Origin of the sequence: Acinetobacter sp. TYF_19 (assembly GCF_043105125.1) — a bacterium.
Lineage (GTDB): Bacteria > Pseudomonadota > Gammaproteobacteria > Pseudomonadales > Moraxellaceae > Acinetobacter > Acinetobacter johnsonii.
Genome location: NZ_JBICLH010000029.1, coordinates 1 through 22,929, shown reverse-complemented (window position 1 = coordinate 22,929; position 22,929 = coordinate 1). Strand labels below are relative to the sequence as shown.

20 protein-coding genes and 5 pseudogenes are annotated in these 22,929 nt (G+C 40.3%); 9 read left to right on the top strand and 16 right to left on the bottom strand.

Annotated features, from left to right (window positions below; all coding sequences use genetic code 11):
• A partial coding sequence (locus tag ACF8FD_RS03215) for a GGDEF domain-containing protein (RefSeq protein WP_392453147.1) occupies window positions 1-942 on the top strand: 942 nt, incomplete at its 5' end.
• A 57-nt stretch (window positions 943-999) separates the two neighbouring features.
• Here the strand turns inward: ACF8FD_RS03215 and ACF8FD_RS03210 are convergent.
• The 6 genes and pseudogenes from ACF8FD_RS03210 to ACF8FD_RS03185 form a co-directional block, all read right to left on the bottom strand.
• Window positions 1,000-1,359: a cupin domain-containing protein gene (locus ACF8FD_RS03210; protein ID WP_242759418.1), complete on the bottom strand. Its 360-nt coding sequence runs from the start codon at window positions 1,357-1,359 to the stop codon at window positions 1,000-1,002.
• Window positions 1,360-1,445: 86 nt separating this feature from the next.
• A complete protein-coding gene (gene folE, locus ACF8FD_RS03205) occupies window positions 1,446-1,994 on the bottom strand; it encodes a GTP cyclohydrolase I FolE (RefSeq protein WP_171054237.1) in 549 nt (182 codons plus the stop codon).
• Between the two features lie 93 nt (window positions 1,995-2,087).
• Window positions 2,088-2,774: a Smr/MutS family protein gene (locus ACF8FD_RS03200; RefSeq protein WP_004695682.1), complete on the bottom strand. Its 687-nt coding sequence runs from the start codon at window positions 2,772-2,774 to the stop codon at window positions 2,088-2,090.
• 251 nt (window positions 2,775-3,025) lie between these two features.
• Window positions 3,026-3,847 (bottom strand): SDR family NAD(P)-dependent oxidoreductase, encoded by an 822-nt coding sequence (locus ACF8FD_RS03195; protein WP_228199301.1) that lies wholly within the window; start codon window positions 3,845-3,847, stop codon window positions 3,026-3,028.
• 32 nt (window positions 3,848-3,879) lie between these two features.
• A pseudogene (locus tag ACF8FD_RS03190) lies at window positions 3,880-5,515 on the bottom strand (long-chain fatty acid--CoA ligase).
• Between the two features lie 70 nt (window positions 5,516-5,585).
• Complete coding sequence (locus ACF8FD_RS03185; RefSeq protein ID WP_234304658.1) at window positions 5,586-6,080, bottom strand: 2,4'-dihydroxyacetophenone dioxygenase family protein; 495 nt, start codon at window positions 6,078-6,080, stop codon at window positions 5,586-5,588.
• A gap of 346 nt (window positions 6,081-6,426) precedes the next feature.
• Here ACF8FD_RS03185 and ACF8FD_RS03180 point away from each other — a divergent pair, with 346 nt between their 5' ends.
• A complete protein-coding gene (locus ACF8FD_RS03180; protein WP_234304659.1) occupies window positions 6,427-9,081 on the top strand; it encodes a LuxR C-terminal-related transcriptional regulator in 2,655 nt (884 codons plus the stop codon).
• A 118-nt stretch (window positions 9,082-9,199) separates the two neighbouring features.
• On the opposite strand, the gene trpC is transcribed toward ACF8FD_RS03180, so the two are convergent.
• Genes trpC through ACF8FD_RS03165 form a run of 3 tightly spaced genes read right to left on the bottom strand, consistent with a single transcriptional unit; the run spans window position 9,200 to window position 11,670 of the window.
• Window positions 9,200-10,006, bottom strand: coding sequence for an indole-3-glycerol phosphate synthase TrpC (gene trpC, locus ACF8FD_RS03175; protein ID WP_234304660.1), 807 nt, complete (start codon window positions 10,004-10,006; stop codon window positions 9,200-9,202).
• A 16-nt stretch (window positions 10,007-10,022) separates the two neighbouring features.
• Window positions 10,023-11,069, bottom strand: coding sequence for an anthranilate phosphoribosyltransferase (trpD, locus tag ACF8FD_RS03170; RefSeq protein WP_005400478.1), 1,047 nt, complete (start codon window positions 11,067-11,069; stop codon window positions 10,023-10,025).
• A gap of 16 nt (window positions 11,070-11,085) precedes the next feature.
• Window positions 11,086-11,670 carry an aminodeoxychorismate/anthranilate synthase component II gene (locus ACF8FD_RS03165; protein ID WP_005400479.1) on the bottom strand — a complete coding sequence of 195 codons (585 nt, stop codon included), beginning with the start codon at window positions 11,668-11,670 and terminating at the stop codon, window positions 11,086-11,088.
• Between the two features lie 843 nt (window positions 11,671-12,513).
• Here ACF8FD_RS03165 and glnA point away from each other — a divergent pair.
• The 6 genes and pseudogenes from glnA to ACF8FD_RS03135 all read left to right on the top strand — a co-directional run bounded on the left by glnA (window position 12,514) and on the right by ACF8FD_RS03135 (window position 17,573).
• Window positions 12,514-13,929, top strand: coding sequence for a type I glutamate--ammonia ligase (glnA, locus tag ACF8FD_RS03160; protein ID WP_005400480.1), 1,416 nt, complete (start codon window positions 12,514-12,516; stop codon window positions 13,927-13,929).
• Between the two features lie 89 nt (window positions 13,930-14,018).
• A complete protein-coding gene (locus ACF8FD_RS03155; RefSeq protein ID WP_004982609.1) occupies window positions 14,019-14,294 on the top strand; it encodes a hypothetical protein in 276 nt (91 codons plus the stop codon).
• Window positions 14,295-14,381: 87 nt separating this feature from the next.
• On the top strand, window positions 14,382-14,867 hold the full coding sequence (locus tag ACF8FD_RS03150) for a chorismate lyase (protein ID WP_010327240.1): 486 nt from the start codon (window positions 14,382-14,384) through the stop codon (window positions 14,865-14,867).
• Complete coding sequence (ubiA, locus tag ACF8FD_RS03145) at window positions 14,864-15,745, top strand: 4-hydroxybenzoate octaprenyltransferase (protein ID WP_234304662.1); 882 nt, start codon at window positions 14,864-14,866, stop codon at window positions 15,743-15,745. Before ACF8FD_RS03150 ends, ubiA begins: the two co-directional genes overlap by 4 nt.
• Before the next feature lie 107 nt (window positions 15,746-15,852).
• Window positions 15,853-17,244, top strand: a pseudogene (locus ACF8FD_RS03140) (alpha/beta hydrolase).
• Window positions 17,245-17,342: 98 nt separating this feature from the next.
• Window positions 17,343-17,573 carry a hypothetical protein gene (locus ACF8FD_RS03135; RefSeq protein WP_234304663.1) on the top strand — a complete coding sequence of 77 codons (231 nt, stop codon included), beginning with the start codon at window positions 17,343-17,345 and terminating at the stop codon, window positions 17,571-17,573.
• A 1-nt stretch (window position 17,574) separates the two neighbouring features.
• Here the strand turns inward: ACF8FD_RS03135 and ACF8FD_RS03130 are convergent.
• The 5 genes and pseudogenes from ACF8FD_RS03130 to ACF8FD_RS03110 all read right to left on the bottom strand — a co-directional run.
• A pseudogene (locus ACF8FD_RS03130) lies at window positions 17,575-17,739 on the bottom strand (DUF559 domain-containing protein); the annotation flags it as partial.
• 155 nt (window positions 17,740-17,894) lie between these two features.
• Window positions 17,895-18,807: pseudogene (locus ACF8FD_RS03125) on the bottom strand (IS5 family transposase).
• Window positions 18,808-19,220: 413 nt separating this feature from the next.
• The gene (locus tag ACF8FD_RS03120; protein ID WP_180015576.1) at window positions 19,221-20,447 is read right to left on the bottom strand and encodes a type II toxin-antitoxin system HipA family toxin; all 1,227 of its coding nucleotides are present in this window, start codon (window positions 20,445-20,447) and stop codon (window positions 19,221-19,223) included.
• Window positions 20,444-20,704 (bottom strand): helix-turn-helix domain-containing protein, encoded by a 261-nt coding sequence (locus tag ACF8FD_RS03115; protein ID WP_004695714.1) that lies wholly within the window; start codon window positions 20,702-20,704, stop codon window positions 20,444-20,446. The genes ACF8FD_RS03120 and ACF8FD_RS03115 overlap by 4 nt, the downstream gene beginning before the upstream one ends.
• A 249-nt stretch (window positions 20,705-20,953) precedes the next feature.
• Entirely contained in the window at window positions 20,954-21,274 is a 321-nt protein-coding gene (locus ACF8FD_RS03110) for a helix-turn-helix domain-containing protein (RefSeq protein ID WP_004695717.1), read from the bottom strand.
• 252 nt (window positions 21,275-21,526) lie between these two features.
• On the opposite strand from ACF8FD_RS03110, the gene ACF8FD_RS03105 reads away from it, so the two are divergent.
• A complete protein-coding gene (locus tag ACF8FD_RS03105; protein ID WP_004695718.1) occupies window positions 21,527-22,033 on the top strand; it encodes a hypothetical protein in 507 nt (168 codons plus the stop codon).
• A gap of 38 nt (window positions 22,034-22,071) precedes the next feature.
• Here ACF8FD_RS03105 and ACF8FD_RS03100 read toward each other — a convergent pair.
• Both ACF8FD_RS03100 and ACF8FD_RS03095 read right to left on the bottom strand, forming a co-directional pair.
• A pseudogene (locus tag ACF8FD_RS03100) lies at window positions 22,072-22,261 on the bottom strand (IS3 family transposase); the annotation flags it as partial.
• Between the two features lie 123 nt (window positions 22,262-22,384).
• Window positions 22,385-22,929, bottom strand: a 545-nt coding sequence (locus ACF8FD_RS03095; RefSeq protein WP_392453141.1) for a GlxA family transcriptional regulator, incomplete at its 5' end; no start/stop codon positions are given.

The window sequence follows — 22,929 nt, the reverse complement described above, 5'->3', positions numbered from 1 at the left end:
TTTGCGACAGAAATTATTTGCAGATCCTATGAAGCCAATACTGAGCGGAGCCATGAAGTTAAGCATAGCTATCGTTTATTTTCTGCAATGCAAGATGTCGCAGTACAAAAAGATAAGCAGCGCAGTATTTTACTCGACTGGGAAAATGAGTTGATGTTCAAAGTCTTCTCCGAGCATCCGCAGTTGCAACACATTGCTTTGTCTAAGTCGGAATTTGGTCTATGGTTTGTGCATAAAGCAGCGTATGCGTTTACAGGTGCAGAGCAGGTGGAGACCATTATCAGGCTGATTCAACAGGTCGATACCCTCAATTTTGACATGCTCGACTGTCAGGATCAGGCTCAGAAGGTAGAACGCATTCAAGAAATTCGTGACGTGAACCGACAGATCCAGCATTTGGTCGATCAACTGTTTCAAGTGACAGAATATATAGACTCAGGCAATGACTCACTGACTCAACTTTTAAACCGTCGTTATTTAAGTACGATTGTGTCGCGTGAAATTAATTTTGCTCGTAAAAATGATGCGACACTCAGCCTATTGGCAATCGACGCGGATTATTTTAAACGTATTAATGATAAGTATGGGCATACAGCAGGGGATTTGGCACTGCGTTTTATTGCTGAAGTCTTGTTGGATGTAGCGAAGGGCAGTGACTATGCCTTCCGTGTCGGTGGCGAAGAGTTCTTATTGTTGTTGGTCGATAGTGATCTCACGCGTGCTTTACAAATCGCTGAAACGATTCGCATGCGGATACAGGAAACCCCAATTCGTACCGCTCATGGGCAAAATTTTAGTTTGACCGTCAGTATTGGTTGTACGGTTTATAATGGTCATCCTGACTATCAACGCTTTTTAGACACTGCCGATTCTGCACTCTATGCGGCCAAAAATAAAGGGCGGAACTGTATTCATGTGACTGAAAAAGTCCTGAGTGTTTAAATCTCAGACTTAAATACGAGCTGTTCTAAGACGTTTCAAATCGGTTGTTCAGGTACTTTATACCTCAACAATCACATAGTATTTTTTAACAGCTTCAACCACTTCAAATGTACCGATAAAACTCGGTGGAATAATTCCTGCCTGACCTGCTTTGACTTGAATGAAGTTTTGAGTGTGAGCATCATGAATACGGATGCAGCCTTCCATCACTTGAAAAAATTCCTGTTTATTGTCGGCAAATTGAATATTCCATGACCCAACTTCACAGTGCCAAATCCCGCAGCCCATGTGTGGGTGTTCATATAGACTATAGGTCTTGCGCTGTGGGTTGCCTTGGACCAAACGGTCTGGACGTGGAAAATCAATACTCTGTTCGCCTTGGGTCAAACCATGACCTGCTAACCAAATTGCTGACATTGCGTATTCCTCTAAACAAAAAATGAATCGTTCAATGATATATGCATAAAAAAAGCCCCAACAGAGGTTGAGGCTTAATGTTTCAATTAATAGCTTTCAGGGACTGCACTTAAAAACTCGCGACGCTCTTCTTTATTGGTTTTAAAGTCACCAATAAAGGAAACGGTACGTGTAGTCGATTCTTGCTTGCCTACGCCGCGCATCATCATACACATATGTGCAGAATCAATCATAACTGCCACGCCACGTGCACCTGTCACTTCTGCAACCGCTTCTGCAATCTGCTGCGTCAGATTTTCTTGAATCTGTAGACGACGTGCAAACATTTCGGTAATGCGTGCAAATTTAGAGAGTCCAAGGACATTACCTTCAGGTAAATACGCAATATGTACGCGACCATAGAAAGGCAATAAATGGTGTTCACAGAGTGAATAAAATTCGATATTTTTAACCAGCACCATTTCACGGTTGTCTGATGGGAACACCGCATTATTGGTCACTTCTTCTAAGCTTTTGCTATAACCAGACGTTAAATACGAAAAAGCTTTAGCAGCACGCATAGGCGTATCGAGGAGACCTGGACGGGTTAGGTCTTCACCAACGGCAGTTAAGATGTTAGCGTAGGATTGCTGCATAGACATAAGACGTGTTCACTTACACTGATATTGAACAAGGACGGCATTGTAGCAGAAAACTATTCCAATGCCTTATTTTGGACAAAAATCCGATTACTGTTTAAACTTTGGGTTCTTTTCAGCACGTTTTAGCAACACTAAAACTGCACCTGTGCCACCTTGTTTCTCTGGTGCACTCACAAAAGCCAGCACATCGCGGTGTTGACGCAGCCAACCATTCACATAGGTTTTTAAAATGGCTTCCGGACCTTTGCCGTGTACAATTTTAATGACATTTTGATTTTCATCTTTGGCCATTTGAATGACTTGTAAAACTGCGACACGGGCTTCTTCAACGGTGCAACCATGCAAGTCGACTGCTTCAAACCAACGAATGTTACCCGCTTTTAAATCTTCAAATACTTTGTGTTGCAGCGTAGCAATGCGATAACTGAGCGCGGCTTGGCTCGCGACAGGATTGAGCATGGCTTGAGTATCAGACAGCTCAGTTGCATCGGTATGCATTGGGCCTTCAGCCGCTGCACGTTTTGCTAAAGTTTGTGCATCGATTTTTTTCTTTGGATTTTTTTCTATTTTGGCAATGTTCGCGGTCTCCATTTTTTGGACACCTTGCATTTGTTTTTGAAACAACGCGAAATCATCTTCTGGCTCGGGCGGAGCAACTTGAGCTTGGGCCTCAGACTGTTTAATCGCAGTCGAATGCGGATTAGTGATTTGCTTTTTAAAGTCTTTCAGTAAATTAAACTGTTCTTTAGAAAGCGATGAATCATGTTTGCTCATAGGGTCAGAAAAATACGCAAAATAAGGAATTAGGCGATAATTATAGTCTGATTTTTCCTATATTTGAACTGAATTGCATTTATAGAGAATGGCAAAAAATTGAATAGCAAATGACTGATAGTATTTTGTGGAGTGCTCAAGAGAACGATAGTTGTGGAAGAACCTCAAATGATTGAACCCGAGCAACCATGCTACCTAGATAGAAAATGATCCACTCGGGTTCAGGTTTGGCATGCTAAGTCAGTCGTACCTTAACTTGCACGTAAAGTACGGATGATTTTATCTAGTTTTTTATCGATTTGGTTACGATAAAGGTCAGGCAAGACACGCGAAAGTTTGGCAAGAATACGTGCTTGAGTACTTGGAATAATCATAAATTGGGATGAGAAAATGCCGTTGTAAATTTCCTGACAGGCCTTCTCTAGTGGGAGGCTGCCGCCAAGTTGTTTTAATGCCGCTGTGACTGGTGAACCATTTTTACGTTCGTCAAATACCATCGGTGTTTCAATTTCTGGCGGGCAAACCACGGCAACTTTAATTTTCTGACTGCGCAGTTCCATACGTAGCACTTCAGCCAAACCGACCACGCCAAATTTAGATGAGCAGTAACCTGTATAACCATAGCAACCGACCAAGCCCGCTGCTGATGCAACTAAAACCAATTTTGGTGATTTGCCTTGTTGAACCGCTTGCTTGAGATGCGGTAATGCAGCATGGGCTACATTACGGCTACCGACCAGGTTGATATTAATTTGTCGTAAATATTCTTCAGACGTCATGTCTTCAAATGATTTTGCAATCGCAATGCCTGCTGAGTTAATGAGCAAATCTGGCGTACCAAATGCAGTCACCGCTTCTGCAAATTTTGCAATGATGCTGCTTTCATTTTGTACGTCCACTTCAAAACCACAGACAGTAGGTGAGCGCTTTTGCAAGTCAATCACTGCTTGTTCAATGCCAGCATGGGCAAAAATACACACTTGGAAGTTGTCTTTGAGTAGGTATTTAGTCAGTTCAAGACCAATACCGCTACTGCCGCCTGTAACCCATGCTGTTTTCATATTTTTTTTCATCACAATATCCTTTTGAATGTTTCGAATGAGCCTTAAACGACTTCGTCTTGAAGTAAAACATGACCAAATTGTTTGCGGAGTTCTACTTTCACAATTTTACCTGTACCGTTGATTGGCAGTGCATCTACAAAAATCACCACGTCAGGAATCTGCCAGCGGGCAATCTTATTATCAAAGTAAGCCAGCACTTCTTCTTCAGTCAGTGTTGAGTTTTCCTGTTTTACGGCAATCAAAATTGGGCGCTCATCCCATTTCGGATGACGTGCTGCAATAGCAGCTGCCATGTGAATTTCAGGGTGGCCTACGGCAATATTTTCAAGTTCAACCGAAGAAATCCATTCACCGCCCGATTTGATTAAGTCTTTGGCACGGTCGCAAATGGTCATATAACCGTCTGCATTTAATGTTGCAATATCGCCTGTATCGAACCAACCATCTGCTGTGGTAGCACTTTTTTCTTGATTGAAATAATGATCGACAATCCAAGGCCCACGGATTTGTAGATTTCCTTGGGTATGGCCATCGTTGGCTAAGACTTGATTGGTGCTTTCATCAACGATACGTAATTCAACACCAAAAGGTGGACGACCTTGGGTTAAGCGTAACTTTTCAAACTCTTCAGCACTCAAAGTGGCATGTTTTGCTTTCGGTTGGTTCGCTGTTCCCAGTGGGCTGGTTTCAGACATTCCCCATGCATGAATAGTGTCGCAAGCATAGTTGTTTTTGAAATCACGAATAATCGACGGTGGGCATGCAGCGCCACCCACAACATTGCGATTCATACTGTCTAAGGTTGTGCCGCGTTTTTTTGCAGCAGCAAGTAAACCTTGCCAGATGGTTGGCACACCTAAGGCGATGGTTACTTTATAGTCATAAATTAAGCTGGCTAGGCTATCACCATCCAGATTTGGCCCCGGAAGGACAATAGTACAACCTACCATTGCTGCTGAGTAAGGAACACCCCATGCATTTACATGGAACATGGGTACGACAGGCATGACGATATCTGATGCAGACAAGTTGAGTGAGTCAGGGAAACACGTTGCCATGCTGTGTAATAATGTTGAACGGTGGCTATACAACACCCCTTTAGGATTGCCTGTAGTGCCAGAAGTGTAGCAAAGCGAACTTGGCGTTTCTTCGCTAAACTGTGGCCAAACAAATTCAGTCGACTGACCTTGAATTAATTCGTCATAGAACATTACATCGGGTAGAGCTGCGGCAACTTTTTCGTCACGTGCGCCATAACAGATAAATTTCTCAACGGTTGGGACTTGACCTTGAATCGCAGTGATTAATGGTAAGAAAGTGCTATCAAAGAAAATGGCTTTATCTTGTGCATCGTTAATAATGAAGACCAGTTGTTCTGGGAATAAGCGAGGGTTGATGGTGTGGCAAACATAACCACTACCAAGAAATAGCATACCAAGACTCTAAATGACGGTGGTTGTTCCACGCGATCGTTGCAAGACGATCACCTTGGTTAAGATTAAATGACGTGAAAGCATTGGCTAAACGTTTGCTGTTTTGTTGGACCTGTAACCAATTGGTGGTGGTCATTTGTCCAGTTACTTCACATGAAAAAATAGAAGTATCTGCGTGGTACTTTGCTGCATGCTCGATTAAGTTACTAATCAATAAAGATTGGTGCATCATTTTGCCAAACATTTCATTCATCCTTGGTGACTATTTTTCTAATAAAAAAGGCTATTAGCCGAAGCCAAAAGCCTTTTGGAATTTATTTGTCGCTAAATACAACATCCGAACCCGGTTTAATATAACGCGGCATTTTTTGCCCTGTATGTTCAGCCACGACGTGAAGGGTGCGCTCGATCCAACCTGCATCCATAATAAACATCAGTGAATCATCATCATTTAAGTTGACGTTCGCGCCATTAATGACCATGAACCCTTCAGCACCTTCTGGGGTTGCTAAAGTATGGATCGAACCTGCTGGTTCAAATAAATAGCTGCCAGCCGTTTGAACATCTTCAGGGTATTCGACATAATGCCATGAACCTGCTGTTGTATAGAAATGTACAACACCGGTATGGAAGTGACGTGGAAGGATAGTACCTGGTTCAAAACGGGCATGAATAACCCAGACGCCATTATCAGGGTCTAAAAAGCAAGGTGATACATGTACACCTGGTAAAGCGTTTTTGACTTCACCTTCTCTAACATTAATGGTTAATAAACGGTCTTGATGTTTAACGGATTGTGCAATGCTCATGACAAACTCCTTGTATGTCGCTATTTCAGAATGCGATACCATGTAGGGGTATCTAATGTTTCCATGACTTCGAGCATAGCAATGTTTGAGTGAATACAAACCACTCGAAAGAATGGATTTAGAATTGTTTGAGAATTGCGCGAATGAATGGTTTAAAATATATATTTGAAATCATGATTTTGATTCAATATCACATTGTGTAATAGCCAGCCCCCCACTAATTTATAGGTGCTTGGAGCTTCGGATAAGCATAAAATCATGGTTGAACATGATTTTTTGATTAATGCAAATTTCAGGGAAGTGAAATTTGCGAATGTAATTGAATAAAAAGATTGGATGAATATACATGCAAGTGTTGAAGACTAAACTCAGTCGTCCGAGCATGCTGAATGGCAGGGCAATGCAACGTCCCCAACTGTTAAGTCAGATCGTGGACTATTGTCAATCTTCTTTGGTTTTTATTCACGCCGCGGCAGGTTATGGAAAAACCACGCTGATGCATCAACTTTCAGAGTCTCTTTTAGCAAAGGGAAAGAAAGTCTGTTGGTTAACTTTGGATGATGATGACAATGATCCGATTCGACTCTATCAATACTTGCGTTTGGCGCTTTTAGATTTAGAACCGCCGCATTCGATCTCTTATGGACAGATCCATAAACAACACATCATTGATCTGACGCAAAAAGTTGCAGAAGAGGATGCTGACACAGTTTTATTTATCGATGAGTTTGAAGCATTAACAAACCCAGAATGTTTAAATATCTTTTGGTGGTTGTACCAGTCCTTGCCTGAAAATTGTCATTTGGTGATTGCTTCAAGAGTCAAACCCAACTGGAGTTTCGCGAAAGAATATCTACTAGGTCGTTTAAAGTGGGTCACAGAGTCTCAGTTGAGCATCAAACAGCAAGAAAGCAGTGCGCTTATTCAGTTTTTACAGCAACAAAACTTTGACCAGCTTGCTTTAAGCACAGAGCTTGCAGAACAATTGATTGATAAAACTGAAGGCTGGTTTACAGGCATTCAATTCACCAATTTATATTTGAAAGAACATCAAGATATTCATGTTTTTATTCAAAATTTAACTGGTGCGCATCATCAGATTGTGAATTACCTCAGTGAGCAGGTTTTTTTACAACAAGACCCTGAAATCCAGCAATTCTTATTGCAAATTAGTGTACTGAGAAAAATTAATCCAGTTTTGGTCATTGCCTTAACGGGTAATCCTGCTGCACAGCAGATTCTCGATGCCATTAGCCAAAAAGGCTTGTTCATTCAAGCGATAGATGAACAGCGTACGTGGTATCGCGTGCATCATTTATTTCGAGACTTTTTGCAATCGAAGTTTAAGCTTTTACAACCCGATGCATATCAGCAAATGCATCGTAAAGCGGCAGAATGGTTCAAACAACAGCGTTATCTGATGGAAGCGATTTATCACGCCCAACAGGCAGAAGATCAGCAGCTGATTTTATCATTGCTCAACACGGTATGTCGTGAACTGATCTTAGAAGGCCGACACTATACGTTGTTGGAGTTGGTCAAACAGATCCCTGATTCTGTCTTGCTGCAAAATCCAAATTTGCTCTATGACATTATTTGGACCTTGGTGCTGACGCATCAAGTGACCCTAGCCAATCATTATTTACAGCTCTGGCATAGTGTGGATCAACATGAAACCTTATTACAACATGAGGACCAATTAGGTTTAGCCCCTCTCATTGCTGTTTTAGAAGACAAGTTAGATGTGGCTTATCGCTTAGCGCAACAAAACTTAGCACAACTGCCAAGTACCGTTTATTTTGCCCGTGCTCTACTGATTGGGATTGGGGCTTTACATCACATTTGTTTGGGGCAAATGAGTGAAGCACGAAAGCTATTACTACAAACGCGTATTATCTATTTGCAAGGGCATAACCTATATGGTGTGGCAATGGTCGATTGTATTGATGCCCTATGTGATTATTTATTAGGAGATTTGACTCTCGCAGCAGAAAAGTTTGCACAAGTTGGGCAGAGCGAGGAATATCGTAAATTAGGCTTAGATGATGACAATAAAGCAGCCATTATGAATATTCTGAGCAGCTTTAAAGCAGACCTGTATTATGAAATGAACCAAATGGCGCAAGCTGAAGCTGCATTATTGGATTTCAATGGCGGCGATCATTTGGCTATGCCGGATATGGTGGTGGTGGGCTATATCTTACAATTGCGTTTAGCTGCGTTGCATCAAGATCAAGCCGCTATACAAGTGTGTTTGCATCAAGCCCATACCCGCAGTAGTCAATGGTCGTTACCTCGCCTCGCACAAACCATACAAGCCTATGCGCAACAAGCAAGCCCGCTTTCTGCATTAGCTGATACTGAACAGGCAGCATTTCAGCCATATTTAAATTTCACCCATTTGCTGCGTGGCGATGATTTAATGGCGGTGCGTCAGCAAATTTTCATGGGGCAAGCCGAGCAAGCCAAAGAATATTTAAGCCAACAGTTAGCATTTTTTAGGATTTATCCGATACGTTTTGCGCGTGTTCAAATCCTGTTTGCACTGGCCCTGTATCAGTTGAAACAACATGAACAGGCTTTTGAAGCTCTACAACAAGCGCTTGAAACCCTCATGCCGACTCAGGCAGTGCGGGTGATTCTAGATGAAGACCCTTTAATTTGGGATATGTTAAGTGGGCTAAGTCAGCATTTAAGTCGACAGAAGCAAAAGCATACAGTTGTATTGCTAGAATATATCCAGCAACTTCAAAAGCTCAATCAAGCTGAAAGCAGTGCTGAAGCTTTGATCGGAAGTTCTGGCCTTGAGGCTTTATCAAAACGTGAAGTCCAAATTTTAGAAAAATTAAGCCGTGGCTGTACTGATGCTGAAATATCCGAGTCAATCTTTTTGTCCATCAATACGGTGAAATGGCATCTGCGTAAAATCTATAACAAGTTGCAGGTCCGCTCTCGAATGGAAGCGGTGAATGAAGCCAAGAAGCAGGGTTTAATTGAGTAATTTAAGATTGAATAATTTTTTATATGTTACTGTTTAACGAGATCTTCAACGGCTTTTTGAAAGGACATATCACACAGTATTCAGGGTAAGAGCATGCCTTACCCTGAATACTGTGTAATTAAAGTACTTGAGGTGTTCCAAACAGCTCTGTAAAGGCGTGGTCTGGACGCGGCTGTTTCATAAAACTTTCACCGACCAAGAAAGCATGAATGTCGTGCTCTTGCATCATCTCCACATCTGCAGGAGTCGCAATTCCACTTTCAGTCACCAGTAGACGAGATGGTTCAAGCAGTTTTTTCAAACGAATCGAGGTGTTTAAGTCCACATCAAAGGTTTTTAAGTTGCGGTTATTGACACCCAATACGCAACGTTCAGATAGACGCAAAGCACGTTCAAGTTCTGCTTCATCATGTACTTCAACCAAGACATCTAAATTGTGTTCAAAAGCCGTTTTAGACATTTCTTCGAGTTGTTGATCGGACAAGCATGCCACAATCAGAAGAATACAGTCCGCATGTAAAGCACGTGCTTCAATCACCCCATAAGGATCAATCAGAAAGTCTTTGCGTAATGCAGGTAGTGCACAGTGAGAACGTGCAATTTGAATATTCTCATCGGCACCTTGGAAAAAATCGACATCGGTTAAAACCGATAAACATGCAGCACCCGCGGCTTCATATTGCTGTGCGATTTCAGCAGGATCAAAGTTTTCACGAATGATGCCTTTAGATGGTGATGCTTTCTTAATTTCAGCGATCACACCCGGTTGTTTGCTCAGTAAAGACTTTGCAAAACCACGTACAGGAGTTGCCTCAAGTGCCCATTCTTCCACATCTTTATAGCTACGTTGTTTGAGGCGTGCAGCAAACTCTTCCTGCTTGCGATCCACAATTTTGCCTAAAATCGTATTTGCGATATCTACCATGACAAAATCCTGTCTATCAAGCGTCGTATTGTTTAAGGGTTTTGCTGAATTCAGCAAGGATGCTCATCTTTTCTAAAGCTTGTCCGCCGTAGATGATGTCATGTGCTAAAGCCACGCCTTGTTTATAACTGGTACAAAGTCCAGAGACATACAGACCGGCACCTGCATTTAAAGCAATCATATTGGCTGCTTTTTCGCCTTTATCAGATTTGTTTTTACCTAAGGCATCTTTAATTAGGCTTAAACTTTCAGCAGAATCTTGAATGATTAAACCCGTTAAAGTTTGCGATTCGATCCCAACATCTTCAGGTTGAATCTCCCATTCGGTGACTTCGCCATTTTTGAGTTCAGCCACATAGGTGCTTGATGCAAGGCTAATTTCATCTAAACCATCTTTAGAATGAACCACCATGACATGTTCTGCGCCCAGTTGTTTCATCACTTCTGCAATAGGACGGCATAATTCAGTCGAAAACACCCCAATCACTAGACGTTTTACTCCAGCCGGATTCGTAAGCGGGCCAAGTAAATTGAAAATACTGCGAATGCCTAATTCACGACGCGGGCCTACCGCATACTTCATCGCTTTGTGATGATTTGGAGCAAACAAGAAACCGACACCCATTTCGCGAATACAGCGTTCAGTTTGTTGCATGTTTAAGTCAAGTTGGATGCCTGCTTGTTCTAACAAGTCCGAGGAACCCGATTTGGTTGAAACACCACGGTTACCATGTTTAGCAATGGTCGCACCTGCCGCTGCAATCACAAAAGCAGATGCAGTCGAGACGTTAAATAAGTTTTGACCGTCACCACCTGTACCGACGATGTCGACTAAATAAGGCACATCACTGACATCAATTTTGATGGCAAACTCGCGCATGACACGAGCCGCTGCGGTAATTTCATCAATACTTTCGCCTTTTAAGCGAAGACCCATCATCAGTGCACCAATTTGGGCATCTGTTGCTTCACCATTCATGATGGTGCGCATGACGTCTTCCATTTGCGGCTGCGTCAACTCAATGTTTTTAGTGATGTTATTTAAAGCTTGTTGCATATTCATTTTTCACTGCACTCATTTATGCGTAAATTTCTAAAAAGTTCTTAAAGATTTGATGGCCATGCTGACTCAAGATTGATTCTGGGTGAAATTGCACGCCTTCAACGGCAAGCGTCTTATGCTTTACACCCATGATTTCTTCAATTGAGCCGTCGGCTTCATTGGTCCAGCAAGTCACTTCTAAGCATTCAGGCAAGCTTTCTTGATCAATCACAAGTGAGTGATAACGCGTTGCTGAAAATGGAGAAGGGAGATTGCTAAAAATGCCTTTATTTGAGTGGTGCATGTCAGACAGACGCCCATGCATCACTTTTTTGGCACGAATGATTTCGCCGCCAAAAGCCTGACCAATGGCCTGATGTCCTAAGCACACCCCTAATAATGGAATTTTTCCAGCAAAATGCTGAATGGCTGGAATGGAAATTCCTGCTTCCGAAGGTGAGCATGGGCCAGGGCCAATCACAAGATACTTAGGTTGCCATCGCTCAATATCTTCCAATGTCACGGCATCATTACGTACTACTTTTACTTCTTGATTTAACTCGCCAAAATACTGGACGATGTTGTATGTAAAAGAGTCATAGTTGTCGATCATTAAAAGCATGAGCTTAACCTATTGAAATTTATGCACATAAATGTGCGTGAAGAGTCCTATGGTATTCGTGCGTTTACATTATAAAGCTATAAGTAAATTATTTTTCTCATTCAATGACTTGAATGGAGGCACAAAACCGAAATTATCATAGCAAAAAATACACAGCTAGGGCGCGACATTTTTTTGTGGGTCTAAAAATTACAATGGGTTTTGTTACTAACTGATATAGAGTTTATGAATATCTCAGATTCAAATTCTAATGAGAAGCCTCGTGGACTATGTGTAAATGTCATGAAGCATGCATATTCAATGAATATAAAAAGAATATCTTCTGATGTTGTGAGCCAAAAACTCACCAAATATCACCAAAACAGAGCATCTTTTTTTGCTTGCTCACATCTGAGATGTCGGCTTTATATTTAGTTTGAAAGGAGAGGTTTTTTATTTTTTAAAAATCAAATAAAAACAGTTAATTACGCTGCTTATATTTGATTTAAGGTATATCGCTCGCCGTGATATGAGGTGTGGAAGTCAAATCAAGGCGAAAATAACAGCTTAAACAGCGCTCTAATTTATAAAAAACGGGTGTAAATCGACCCGTAATATTTAAAAATGCACCATTATGATCCACACTCAAAATCTTTTAGATTAAATGTGAAGAAGCGTGCTTGAATATGGTGCATTTACTTTTTAGCTCAGTATAATAGAGCCAAAGCAAACAGCTTAAAACTGTTATTCTGATAATGAATTCAATATTTTAGCTAAGCTTTTTAAAGTTGGTACGGTAATTGCTTTAGAACAACCAACTACTAACACGCACTAAAGAGTGCAACAAAAATTCATCGGAGCAAAATGAGCATGGCGAACAAGGTCCTACAACTCATCCAAGAAAGTGGCGCAAAATGGGTCGATTTCCGTTTTACGGATACTAAGGGTAAAGAACAACACGTAACTTACCCAGCAGATACTATCGACGAAGATACTTTTGAAGACGGTAAAATGTTTGATGGTTCTTCTATTGCTGGTTGGAAAGGCATTGAAGCATCTGACATGATCTTACGTCCAGATGCTGCAACTGGTTTTATCGACCCGTTCTTCGCTGAGCCTACAGTAGTTGTTACTTGTGACGTTATTGAGCCATCAACAGGTCAAGGTTATGACCGTGACCCGCGTTCGATTGCTCGCCGTGCTGAAGAATACCTAAAATCGACAGGTATTGGTGATACTGCATTCTTTGGTCCAGAACCAGAATTCTTCGTATTTGACGAAGTAAAATGGGAAATTGATATGTCTGGCGCGCGCCATACATTGATTGCTGAAGAAGCTGCTTGGTCAACAAACAAAGATTACGAAGGCGGAAACTCTGGTCACCGTCCACGTGTTAAAGGTGGTTACTTCCCAGTTCCTCCAGTTGATTCTTCACATGACATGCGTGCTGATATGTGTGCGCGTATTGAAGACATCATGGGCCCAGGTCGTGTAGAAGTACACCACCACGAAGTTGCATCTTGCCAATTAGAAATTGGTGTAAGCTTCAACACAATGGTTCGTAAAGCTGACGAAGTACAACAGTTCAAATATGCGGTTTGGAACGTTGCACACCAATATGCTAAAACTGCGACTTTCATGCCTAAGCCAATGGTTGGTGATAATGGTTCTGGTATGCACGTTCACATGTCTATCTCTAAAGATGGCAAGAACTTGTTTGCTGGTGATGAATACGCTGGTCTTTCAGAAATGGCGCTTTACTTCATCGGTGGTGTAATCAAACACGCTCGTGCATTGAACGCAATTACGAACCCTTCTACAAACTCGTACAAGCGTTTAGTTCCACACTTCGAAGCGCCGATTATGTTGGCATACTCAGCACGTAACCGTTCTGCTTCTATCCGTATTCCTTACGTTTCTAGCCCTAAAGGCAAACGTATCGAAGCTCGCTTCCCAGATCCAATGATGAACCCGTACTTAGGTTTCGCAGCATTGTTAATGGCGGGTCTTGATGGTATCCAAAACAAGATTCACCCAGGTGAAGCAGCTGACAAAAACTTATACGACCTTCCTCCTGAAGAAGAAGCGAAAATCCCTACAGTTGCGCACAGCCTAGATATGGCGCTTGAAGCGCTTCAAGCGGATCACGAGTTTCTTCTTAAAGGTGGTGTATTCACTAAAGAAATGCTTGATGCATATATTGAACTTAAAACTGAAGAAGTGCGTCGCTTGAACACGACAACTCACCCAGTTGAATTTGATATGTACTACAGCTTGTAATTCTGAACTTAATTTCACTGTAAAAAACCCGCGCTAGTCGCGGGTTTTTTTGTATCATCTGTTTAACTTGAAAAAAATTGATGAGAGCAATGGCACAGCGTAAGAAGCACACCAGTTTTTATCCTTGGATTGACCCTAAAGATCACGACAAAGGTTTTAAGCTAAATTTTTCGATGGTGACTTATATCGAAGTTGGTCGCACCCCTGAAGGCTACAAGCAGGCAGAATTTGTTGCATTGAAAAGCCCAGAGTTAGCACTGGATTATGATTATCCTCAAAGTTTTTATTTGAGTGCTGAAGGTTTTATTTTGGTGAAAACTCCGCAAGGTAAATTTGAAACCATTGCAAAAACAGATAATTGCTAAAGATTGATCTTAGAATTGAATCAATGACATTCTTCATAACTCAAAAAGCGTTTAAGCGCACAGTAAATCAATGGTACAGGTAGGCTTATGCAGCAGATTCCAGCTGAACTGAAAACATGGTTATATGCTTCAGGTTCACTTACTCAGCAACTGACGGATTTGGCTGATGGGGCGTTTAGGGTTCAACCGACCAAAGAACATTTTCAGCGTCTTCAGTTTATCGATGCAAAATGGATGGGCATGCCGTTTCAGCATACGTCATGGGTACGAGAAAGTTTTTTATATGGCAGTGATGCAGAGCCTTGGGTTAAAGCCAAAAGCATTTTCCCGATCTTAAGTTTGCAAGGCCGCGCACGGCTTTTTAAACATATTGGTAAAAAACCGATTGGTTGGTTCTTGTTTCAGCGCACCAATCCAGCATGTGAGCGTCGTGTGATTTGGCTAGAAGATGGCTGGACTAGACAGAGCTGTTATACTTGGCACGGCTGCAAGTTTATTGTTCAAGAAACTTTTTTAGCGAGTTTTGAGCAATTTTTGCAAAAGCAGAATTCAGCATCTGAAGGACAGTCATGACAACTGCGCATCAAATTACTTGGCGTGAACGTTTAGAAGCCTATTATTATTTATGTCGTTTTGATAAGCCTGTTGGCACAGAATTGGTGTTCTGGCCTACCATGTGGGCACTATGGATTGCAGCAGAGGGAATACCGCCAATTGGTATTCTGATTCCGATGGTACTTGGCACAATATTTATGCGTGCGGCTGGGTGTGCAATTAATGATTTTGCTGATCGTAAAGTCGATGCGCATGTAGAGCGCACGAAAATGCGGCCTTTAGCAACAGGGATTATCACGGCTAAAGAAGCCATTTATGTGTTTCTAGCTTTAGTCTTTGCCAGTGCTTGTATGTTGTTATTTCTACCGATTGAAACATTCTATTGTGCTTTAGGTGGGCTTTTTCTCGCATTTATATATCCTTTTATGAAGCGCTATACCCATTTGCCTCAGGTTGTTTTAGGCATGGCCTTTTCGTGGGGAATTCCGATGTCCTTTACGGCTATGGGCAAACCATTAGATGTAACCTGTTGGTTGCTGTATTTTGGCAATCTGGCTTGGACAGTGGCGTACGATACTCAATATGCGATTACCGACCGTGAATATGATTTAAAAATTGGGGTGAAGTCGACAGCCATTTTGTTTGGTCGTTTTGATATTCAAATTATTTCATTTTTACAGGCGATGAGCGTGGTTTTGATCGGTGCGGCACTTTACCTTGAAAATTTATTGATGCCATTGGGTTTAATCGCATTGCTGGTAGTCGTGGCTGATTTTATTTATCAATGGTCCAAAACCAAAGACAGAGATCCACAGCGTTGTTTTTGGGCATTCCGTCACAATCGTTGGGTGGGATTCATTATTTTTACTGGAATCTTTTTAGAATTAATTATTTAAAGTGATTGTTTGGTTGAAAAGCGTCCTATACAGGGCGCTTTTTTTATGTCTTAATAAAACGGCATGTAGTTTCATGCTTAAAAAAACAACGAATAAAAGGATATTTTATGAAACGCTCGAAAATAGCATTAGCCCTTACAGTTGCCGTTTCAATGCTGTTTTTAACTGCTTGTAATGACGATGATGATTCGCCCGCTTCAAACCAACAACCCACTTATCTGTCGGAAGGAAATTATTCTTTAGATACAGTCGAGAATAGTTCATCGATTAAAGTCATGACTTATAACATGACGAATGTACAGGGGAAGACAGCGACTGCAACAGCAATGGTTTTATTTCCACAGGTAGCTAGACCTAAAGATGGTTATCGTGTTGTGGTGTGGGAGCATGGAACAGTCGGAGGCGGAGATGATTGTGCGCCAAGTAAAAATGTGATTCATCCACGCTTTAAAATTTTAGCGAATACATTATTGGCTGCAGGCTATGTCATTGTTGCTCCAGATTATGAAGGTCTAGGTACATCAGGTGTACATCCTTATTTGAATTTATCTAGTGCTGTAAACTCAGCAATTGCGGCCGTTAAGGCCGTAAAAGAGCATTATGGCACCTAGTTAAATGGGGCATGGATGTCGATTGGTCAATCACAAGGTGGGCATGCATCATTGGATACAGCCGAGTTTGCTAATACAGATACGACTTATAAAGGAGCTGTGGCTGGTGCACCTGCATCCAGTTTAGGGCAAATTATTCAAATTTATCTCGATCCACAATATAATCTTGACGTAAATGGCCAACCTAAAGCAAATGGTTTGAATATTTTAGATGACAAGTTGCAACAAGTCCGTATTGCAATGGCAAAACTCTTGGCTTATGCGGCACTCACAAGCTCGGGAATTAAAGCGTATCAGCCTGATTATGATTTAAAGAATATCTTTACAGCGGGGGCTGCTGAAATTGCGGAAAGTGCTTATGGACGTACAGGAGATGATGGTGCATATTTAGGTTATCCAGCACCGAATAGTGCAAATGGCTTACAAGAACAATTAAAAGCGGATGTTGTAGAGTTCTTGTCAGATCCAACACACTGGACTTCACAGTATGGTGTTGATTTAAATGAAATTAAAACAGATCCAGTGGTTCAGAAATTCTTGGCGGATAATCAACCAGCAACCAATGCCACTGCTGCGAAGGTGATTAAAACTCCTGTATTTATTATTCAAGGTACCAATGATCAAGCGGTAGTGCCTGATGTGACGAAACTGTTATATGCAAATATGAAAGCAAAAGCGACCACATACTTCCCACAAAATGCATATGCTGATGGTTATAAATTAACTATTGTACCGAATGCGACGCATACGCAAGCAATCATATGTCAAAATAAGGAGGCGGTAGACTTTATTCAGACCTACATGCCTGCGGGTACGGGTATTGTGTTAACTGATGCGCAAAAAGATGCCAGCACCAATGAACATTGTACAGGTATAGCACCGACATAAAATTAACCATTTAAACTGAAGACAGGGCCTCATGATTGAGGCTCTTTTTTGTTATAGTATTGGCCCATCAAAATCTAGATATTGGAAATAGGCTGGCTATGACGAAATCAACAAAAAAACTAACGCCCAAAGTGATGTTTTTAGCGAGTCTTGGTATTGTGATTCCATTGCTTATTTTAGGGATTGCCTTTTTAGCGGTAAAAAGCGATGCAAAAAACCAAGCGGAATATCAGCGTATTAAAGAAGAACAACAGCAGCGTATTCAAGCAAAGTTGGCTGCCGAAAAGCAATTAACACTGCAGGAAGCGAGCAGCGCAGTCTCAAAATAATTCAAGCACGCATTGCAGGCGTAATCCCAATGTGTTTGTGCAGTTGGCGAATACTTGGAATTTCTGTAAAACGCAGAACAATGTAACCTGCTTCATTGAGCATCGCATCACGTTCTGCATCTTCTTGTTCCTTACCGATATGGGAAGTTTTCCTAATTTCATAAATTTAGTTGTCAAATAAAAACAGTCAATTTCATATGAAATTACATAGTAGAAAAGAGAGCAAATTTAATGAATAAATTTCACTCATTAAAGTCTTAATTTTGATAGGCTTTGTGGCACATATACTCAAAAGCTAAATTTTCCCCAAGTTATCTAAATTTAAGTGACAACTTGGGTGTGTGGACGACCTAATTCCTTAAGTCTATTTAACACTGCCACACGTGCATGAATCATATTTACCTGACTAGGAAAACTTATTGCTGTTAATTTATTGCAATACATCTTGGTTTCCACCAAGATCCGATGATGATAGCCTGATCATTTTTTCTATAATGTTCTGCCTAGACTTTTAATTATTCGAAGTAATTCATTTCGCTCCTGAGAATGAAATTTTTTATCTTTCCAAATCTTCATCTTTTTCTAGGTGGAACCAATGCATGCGGCCGCTCCGCAATGACCTGGCGGCATTGTTTCATATCATATGCTCCGTCTGTATAGACGGAATCTATTTGCTCACCCAACGGAATTTGATTAAGTAAATATCCAAGGACTTGCGAATCACTCACGTTGTTGGTTGTAAGCTGAACTTTTTTTATTTGCAGGGTTTTAGCATCTATACCAATATGCAGTTTACGCCACTGGCGACGATATCCAGGTTGGTGTTTCTTATGTTTCCATTCTCCTTCATCTAAAAACTTTAGACCTGTTGAGTCAACGAGTAGATAAAGCCCACTACTGCTTTTTTGATAGCGAAATGCAATATCAATTTACTTTTGTCTTCTACAAATAGTGGAACAATCTGGAGCTGTCCGATCTAGACCACACAGTTTAATGAGACTTTTAATAAAGCCAGTGGCCATATGTAAAGACAGACGAAATAAGGATTTAACCATTAAGCAAACTGGATAGCTGCATCAGAGTAAGTTTGATTTCGACCTTGTTTACTATTGGTTAGTGCATACCACTGAATCTTGGGATCAAACCAAATGGCAAAATTTTCGCGATTAATAAGAGCTCTGTTGTATGAAGACTAATTGGTTGTACGGTAAATTTTAGGTGTAGGCTTATGCATTTGAAAATTATATTGTGGAATAAGCCTTTAGAGATAGGTTTGTGCAACAATACCTCTTAAAATTGATAAATCTTCACTCAATGGAACTTCCCTTGTTCCAATCGCCAGTCACACAACCAAATACCTAGCCCATCATGCACCACACGTTCATATGATGACCACGTTATTACAGAACAGGTAGGCGTAATGCGGTTTTATATAGCCAAAGGCTATCAGCACTTGAACCATAGCCGTATTCATACTCGCACGCATGTCCATCGGCTGGGTAGAGAGCCAGATTTCATCAATACGGATCATGTCGCTATGGGAATAAGAATGAAAATTAATCGAATTGACCAATACTAAAACTAAACTAGTGCATTGAACAGCTTGTAATTAGTCATATAATATCCCAGTTAATGGATTGATATGTCTTAACCATGATTTTTGTCATCGTGGTAACTCTGGGCAACATGGCTTGCCGCCATAATATTTGAAATTGAACATTCAATAGATGTCCGCAAGCCATCGAAGAGTTGAACCTCGTTAGAGGTTTGAAGATAGTCCAATATATTTTCGCTCAAGAATTCTATAATTGCTTTGGGATTTCTGATTCTAAATTGGTCACTTTCAGCCAATTTGATGAGATGTGACAGGTCTGGAAATGCTTTACTACCCGCCAGTTTGAGTGCCATCTGATTATCAATTGATTCATAGATCAGGGTATGGGTAAGATCAAAGGGTGGTGAAACAAAAATGTTCTTCATATCTGAGGAATATTGCAAAGCAAAGTTTTTAAGATGTGCGTCGCCATTACCGATTAAACAGTTGAATACGATGTATTTATACATTTTTTCAACTTCAGCTACGCTACCCGTATATAGATAAGTTGCTTTCAGAAGAGTTTCATAGCTACTTGTATATTTTGCACATGGATCATTTGATTTTTTCATGAGCGTCGTAAAGTCTTCATAGCCTAGTTTTGTACCATCACTGGTTTTATCAAACCGTTCTACCACATAGGTTTCTAAATTTTCAGACAAGTAAGTCTTTGGTGGCTCAAGCCCACAATGCCGTGCAGCCTGCATACAGACAAACTCATTGACGGTAAGTAATGGAAATTCGGAATCAAAGGACTTAACAATCAAATCCCTTTGCTGAACTTTGTTATCCGATTGAACAGTATATGCATCCGGAATGCTTACCTTGGGCTGCATCCCAGCCAATGAAGTCCTGAGATAGTATTTTTCTAAGAGTTGTGGGAAAAGGGGCTCTTTACTACGATAGGATAGAATTTCACTTAAGTTCAAAGATTCTACCTCGGGAAAATTTAACTCACTTTTGTATGAGAGTATGCCGATGCCTTGATCACCTTGCAGTGCCAATAAGTACATGTCATTGACCTTGGTATATCTTGAAAGCTTTTCAACTATTAATCTACGATTGAACCCTTCAGGAATATTCTGCGCAAATATTGGATGGAGCGGGCCTGAAGAATAACCATCCATACGTTTCCGGGTCATGGTAAGTGACACATGCTGTTTTTCTTGTAATGGCTGATAATGGTGAACTGAACCATAGGTTAAGACACCTAATTCAGTTTGATTGGCACGCACCATGATATTGGTGATTTTTGCAGGAAGATTGGTTTGAGAATTCATTCATCCTCCTCAGCAAACATATTTTCAATCTCATCCCAATGGGGCAGGGAATGTTGCTTTGGAGATACATCAAACTGCAAACCAACCGCATCAAGTACACGTTCAAATATGTCAAATGAACCCGTAAAACGTCCATTCTCGATCTCAGAGATTGTAGTTTTATTGATTCGGATCAATTCGGATAGTTTTTGCTGTGTATAGCCAAGGTCTCTTCGTTCTATACGAACTTTTTTTCCAATTTCTACTCTACTCGCCATAGTAATTCGGCCACAATATGTTAGCTATATAGCTAATATAATATATTTAGTATATGAAGTTATCTAATTAGCTAACAAATTAACGTAATATTATTCTGCTTTTTGATTACTTAGATCTAAAAATAAAGTATTACAGAGATTAAATCATAGGAAGGAGGCAAGATGAGCTAGCATTTTGCCTCCGCCAGACCGAAGTCAAAGTTGCATCATGAACTATACTCATCTTATTCAAGAAGAAAGATATAAGATTCAAAACTTTTGTAAGTCTTTAATAAATCGTAGAACTTCTAACTTCTGCTCATTACTTAAAGTATGACTAACTTGTATTATTTCTGCCAATAAATCGTTTTCTACATAAAAATATGCTGTTGGTAAATCTAAAATTTCTGCAATTTTGGAAGCCATTAAAAAATCAGGAACATGTTTTCCACGTTCATACTGATTCATACGCGCACTAGCAGAAGATTCATCAATTCCAGCCAAGATCCCCAAGCGCTCTTGTGAAAGTTTTTTTGCTTTTCGCGCTATACGAAGTCGTAAGGCAAAAACATTTAAATTATGTGTTGGCATTAAACATAAGCACCCACCTTAAAACTAAGATTTTCTTAGTTTCAACTTGAGTTATTACTAAGGATTCCTTAGTATTGTGAAATCAAGAAGTCGACATTACATTGCCCGATGGTAACTTTTGAACAAGCTTGCCAGATCTGCGTTGATCTCAAGAGCCTATTTTTGATCCTCTACCAATTGTTAAAGTTATGATTCTATATACAGTTCAACACTAAGGTCATCAACTCTCTTTTGCTTTAATTGTGCTTATCCATGTCAAAATATACTCTACCTTTTTACAGTGATTTTTTTCACATTTTACTGAATCATGAAATCATCGAATGGCGAGCGAATGACTTTATAAAGGCTATTTTTAATGATAGACAATTTATTGAACTCTCTGAAAAGCAAAGTATTTATAGAGGCTTAAATATACTAGTAAAATGCAATTTTCTTTTAACAGTGAGAGACAAGGATAACCGTAATATTTTTAGATACAGCGAATCTTCTTATTTAAAATCCTATCGAAATGTTGAGAAAGTAAAGAAAGTCAAAGAAGCATTAATTGAGGAACAAAAGAGTTTGGAAAATGCACTCGAAAGACGTAAAATCGAAAAAGTTTTCATTGAAAATATCATTACTAAAAACCCAGATCTACAAGGTTTTTTCGACAAATATGAGAATGTTATATCTAAAGAGTTAAAGGAATTAGAAAATAAGAATAGTTTTATAGTGAATATTTTCAACGATATTGAAAATGATCAACATGAATCATTCTAAAGAAGGAGAACTACAAGTTATATAATGCAGTAATTCACTGCCGCATAAACCCAACCAGAATTGGTTCGAATATATGCGAAGTCAGCAACCGACAAGTGATTTAGGATGATCTGCTCTAAAATTCCGTTTCACCAAGTCAGGTACACGTTTTTGTTCATCTCAGCTCTGGGTAGTATATTTATTCTTACCACACCAAACACCATGTAGACCTAGCTGTTGCATCAATCGGTAATCCTCCCATAAATAACCGAAGTTAAAAAATTGAGACTATAGCCTTAATTTTTATGTATTTTTTAATTTCAGACTTAGGCCAGTGCCTAGGTTTTTTCATTTCGTATAACGCCCATTATGTTAAATGGGTGGATTATTTTCATTAATGATCCCAAAAGCTTTTCTCCATGCCTGAGGGCTGGTGCCATATTTTTCACGAAAATTTTTTCTAAATGACACGGTATTATTAAAACCTGAAAGCTCGGTTATCTTTTCGATAGACAAGTTTGTCGTTTCTAAAAGTTCACAACTTAATCTGATTCTTTCAGTATTCAGCCAATCGACTAGGGTCATGCCTGTCGCTTTCTTAAAATGCCGTGTGAACGTCCTGCGTGTCATATGTGTCCGTTCAGCGAGGCTTTCAATATTATGTTGTAAAGCTAAATTCTTTCTTAAAAAATCAAGTAATACATTAATTTGTGCATCTTGGCTCGATTCTGCGACTGGCTGTTCAATAAACTGAGTTTGCCCACCTTCACGGTGAGGCGGGATCACCATTACTCTAGAGACTTTATTCGCAATTCGTGCATTATAGATTTCTCGTACCAAATATAGGCAGCAGTCTAATGCTGCACCTGTTCCAGCAGAGGTTACAATCCTTTGGTCTTCTACATACAGGGCATCAT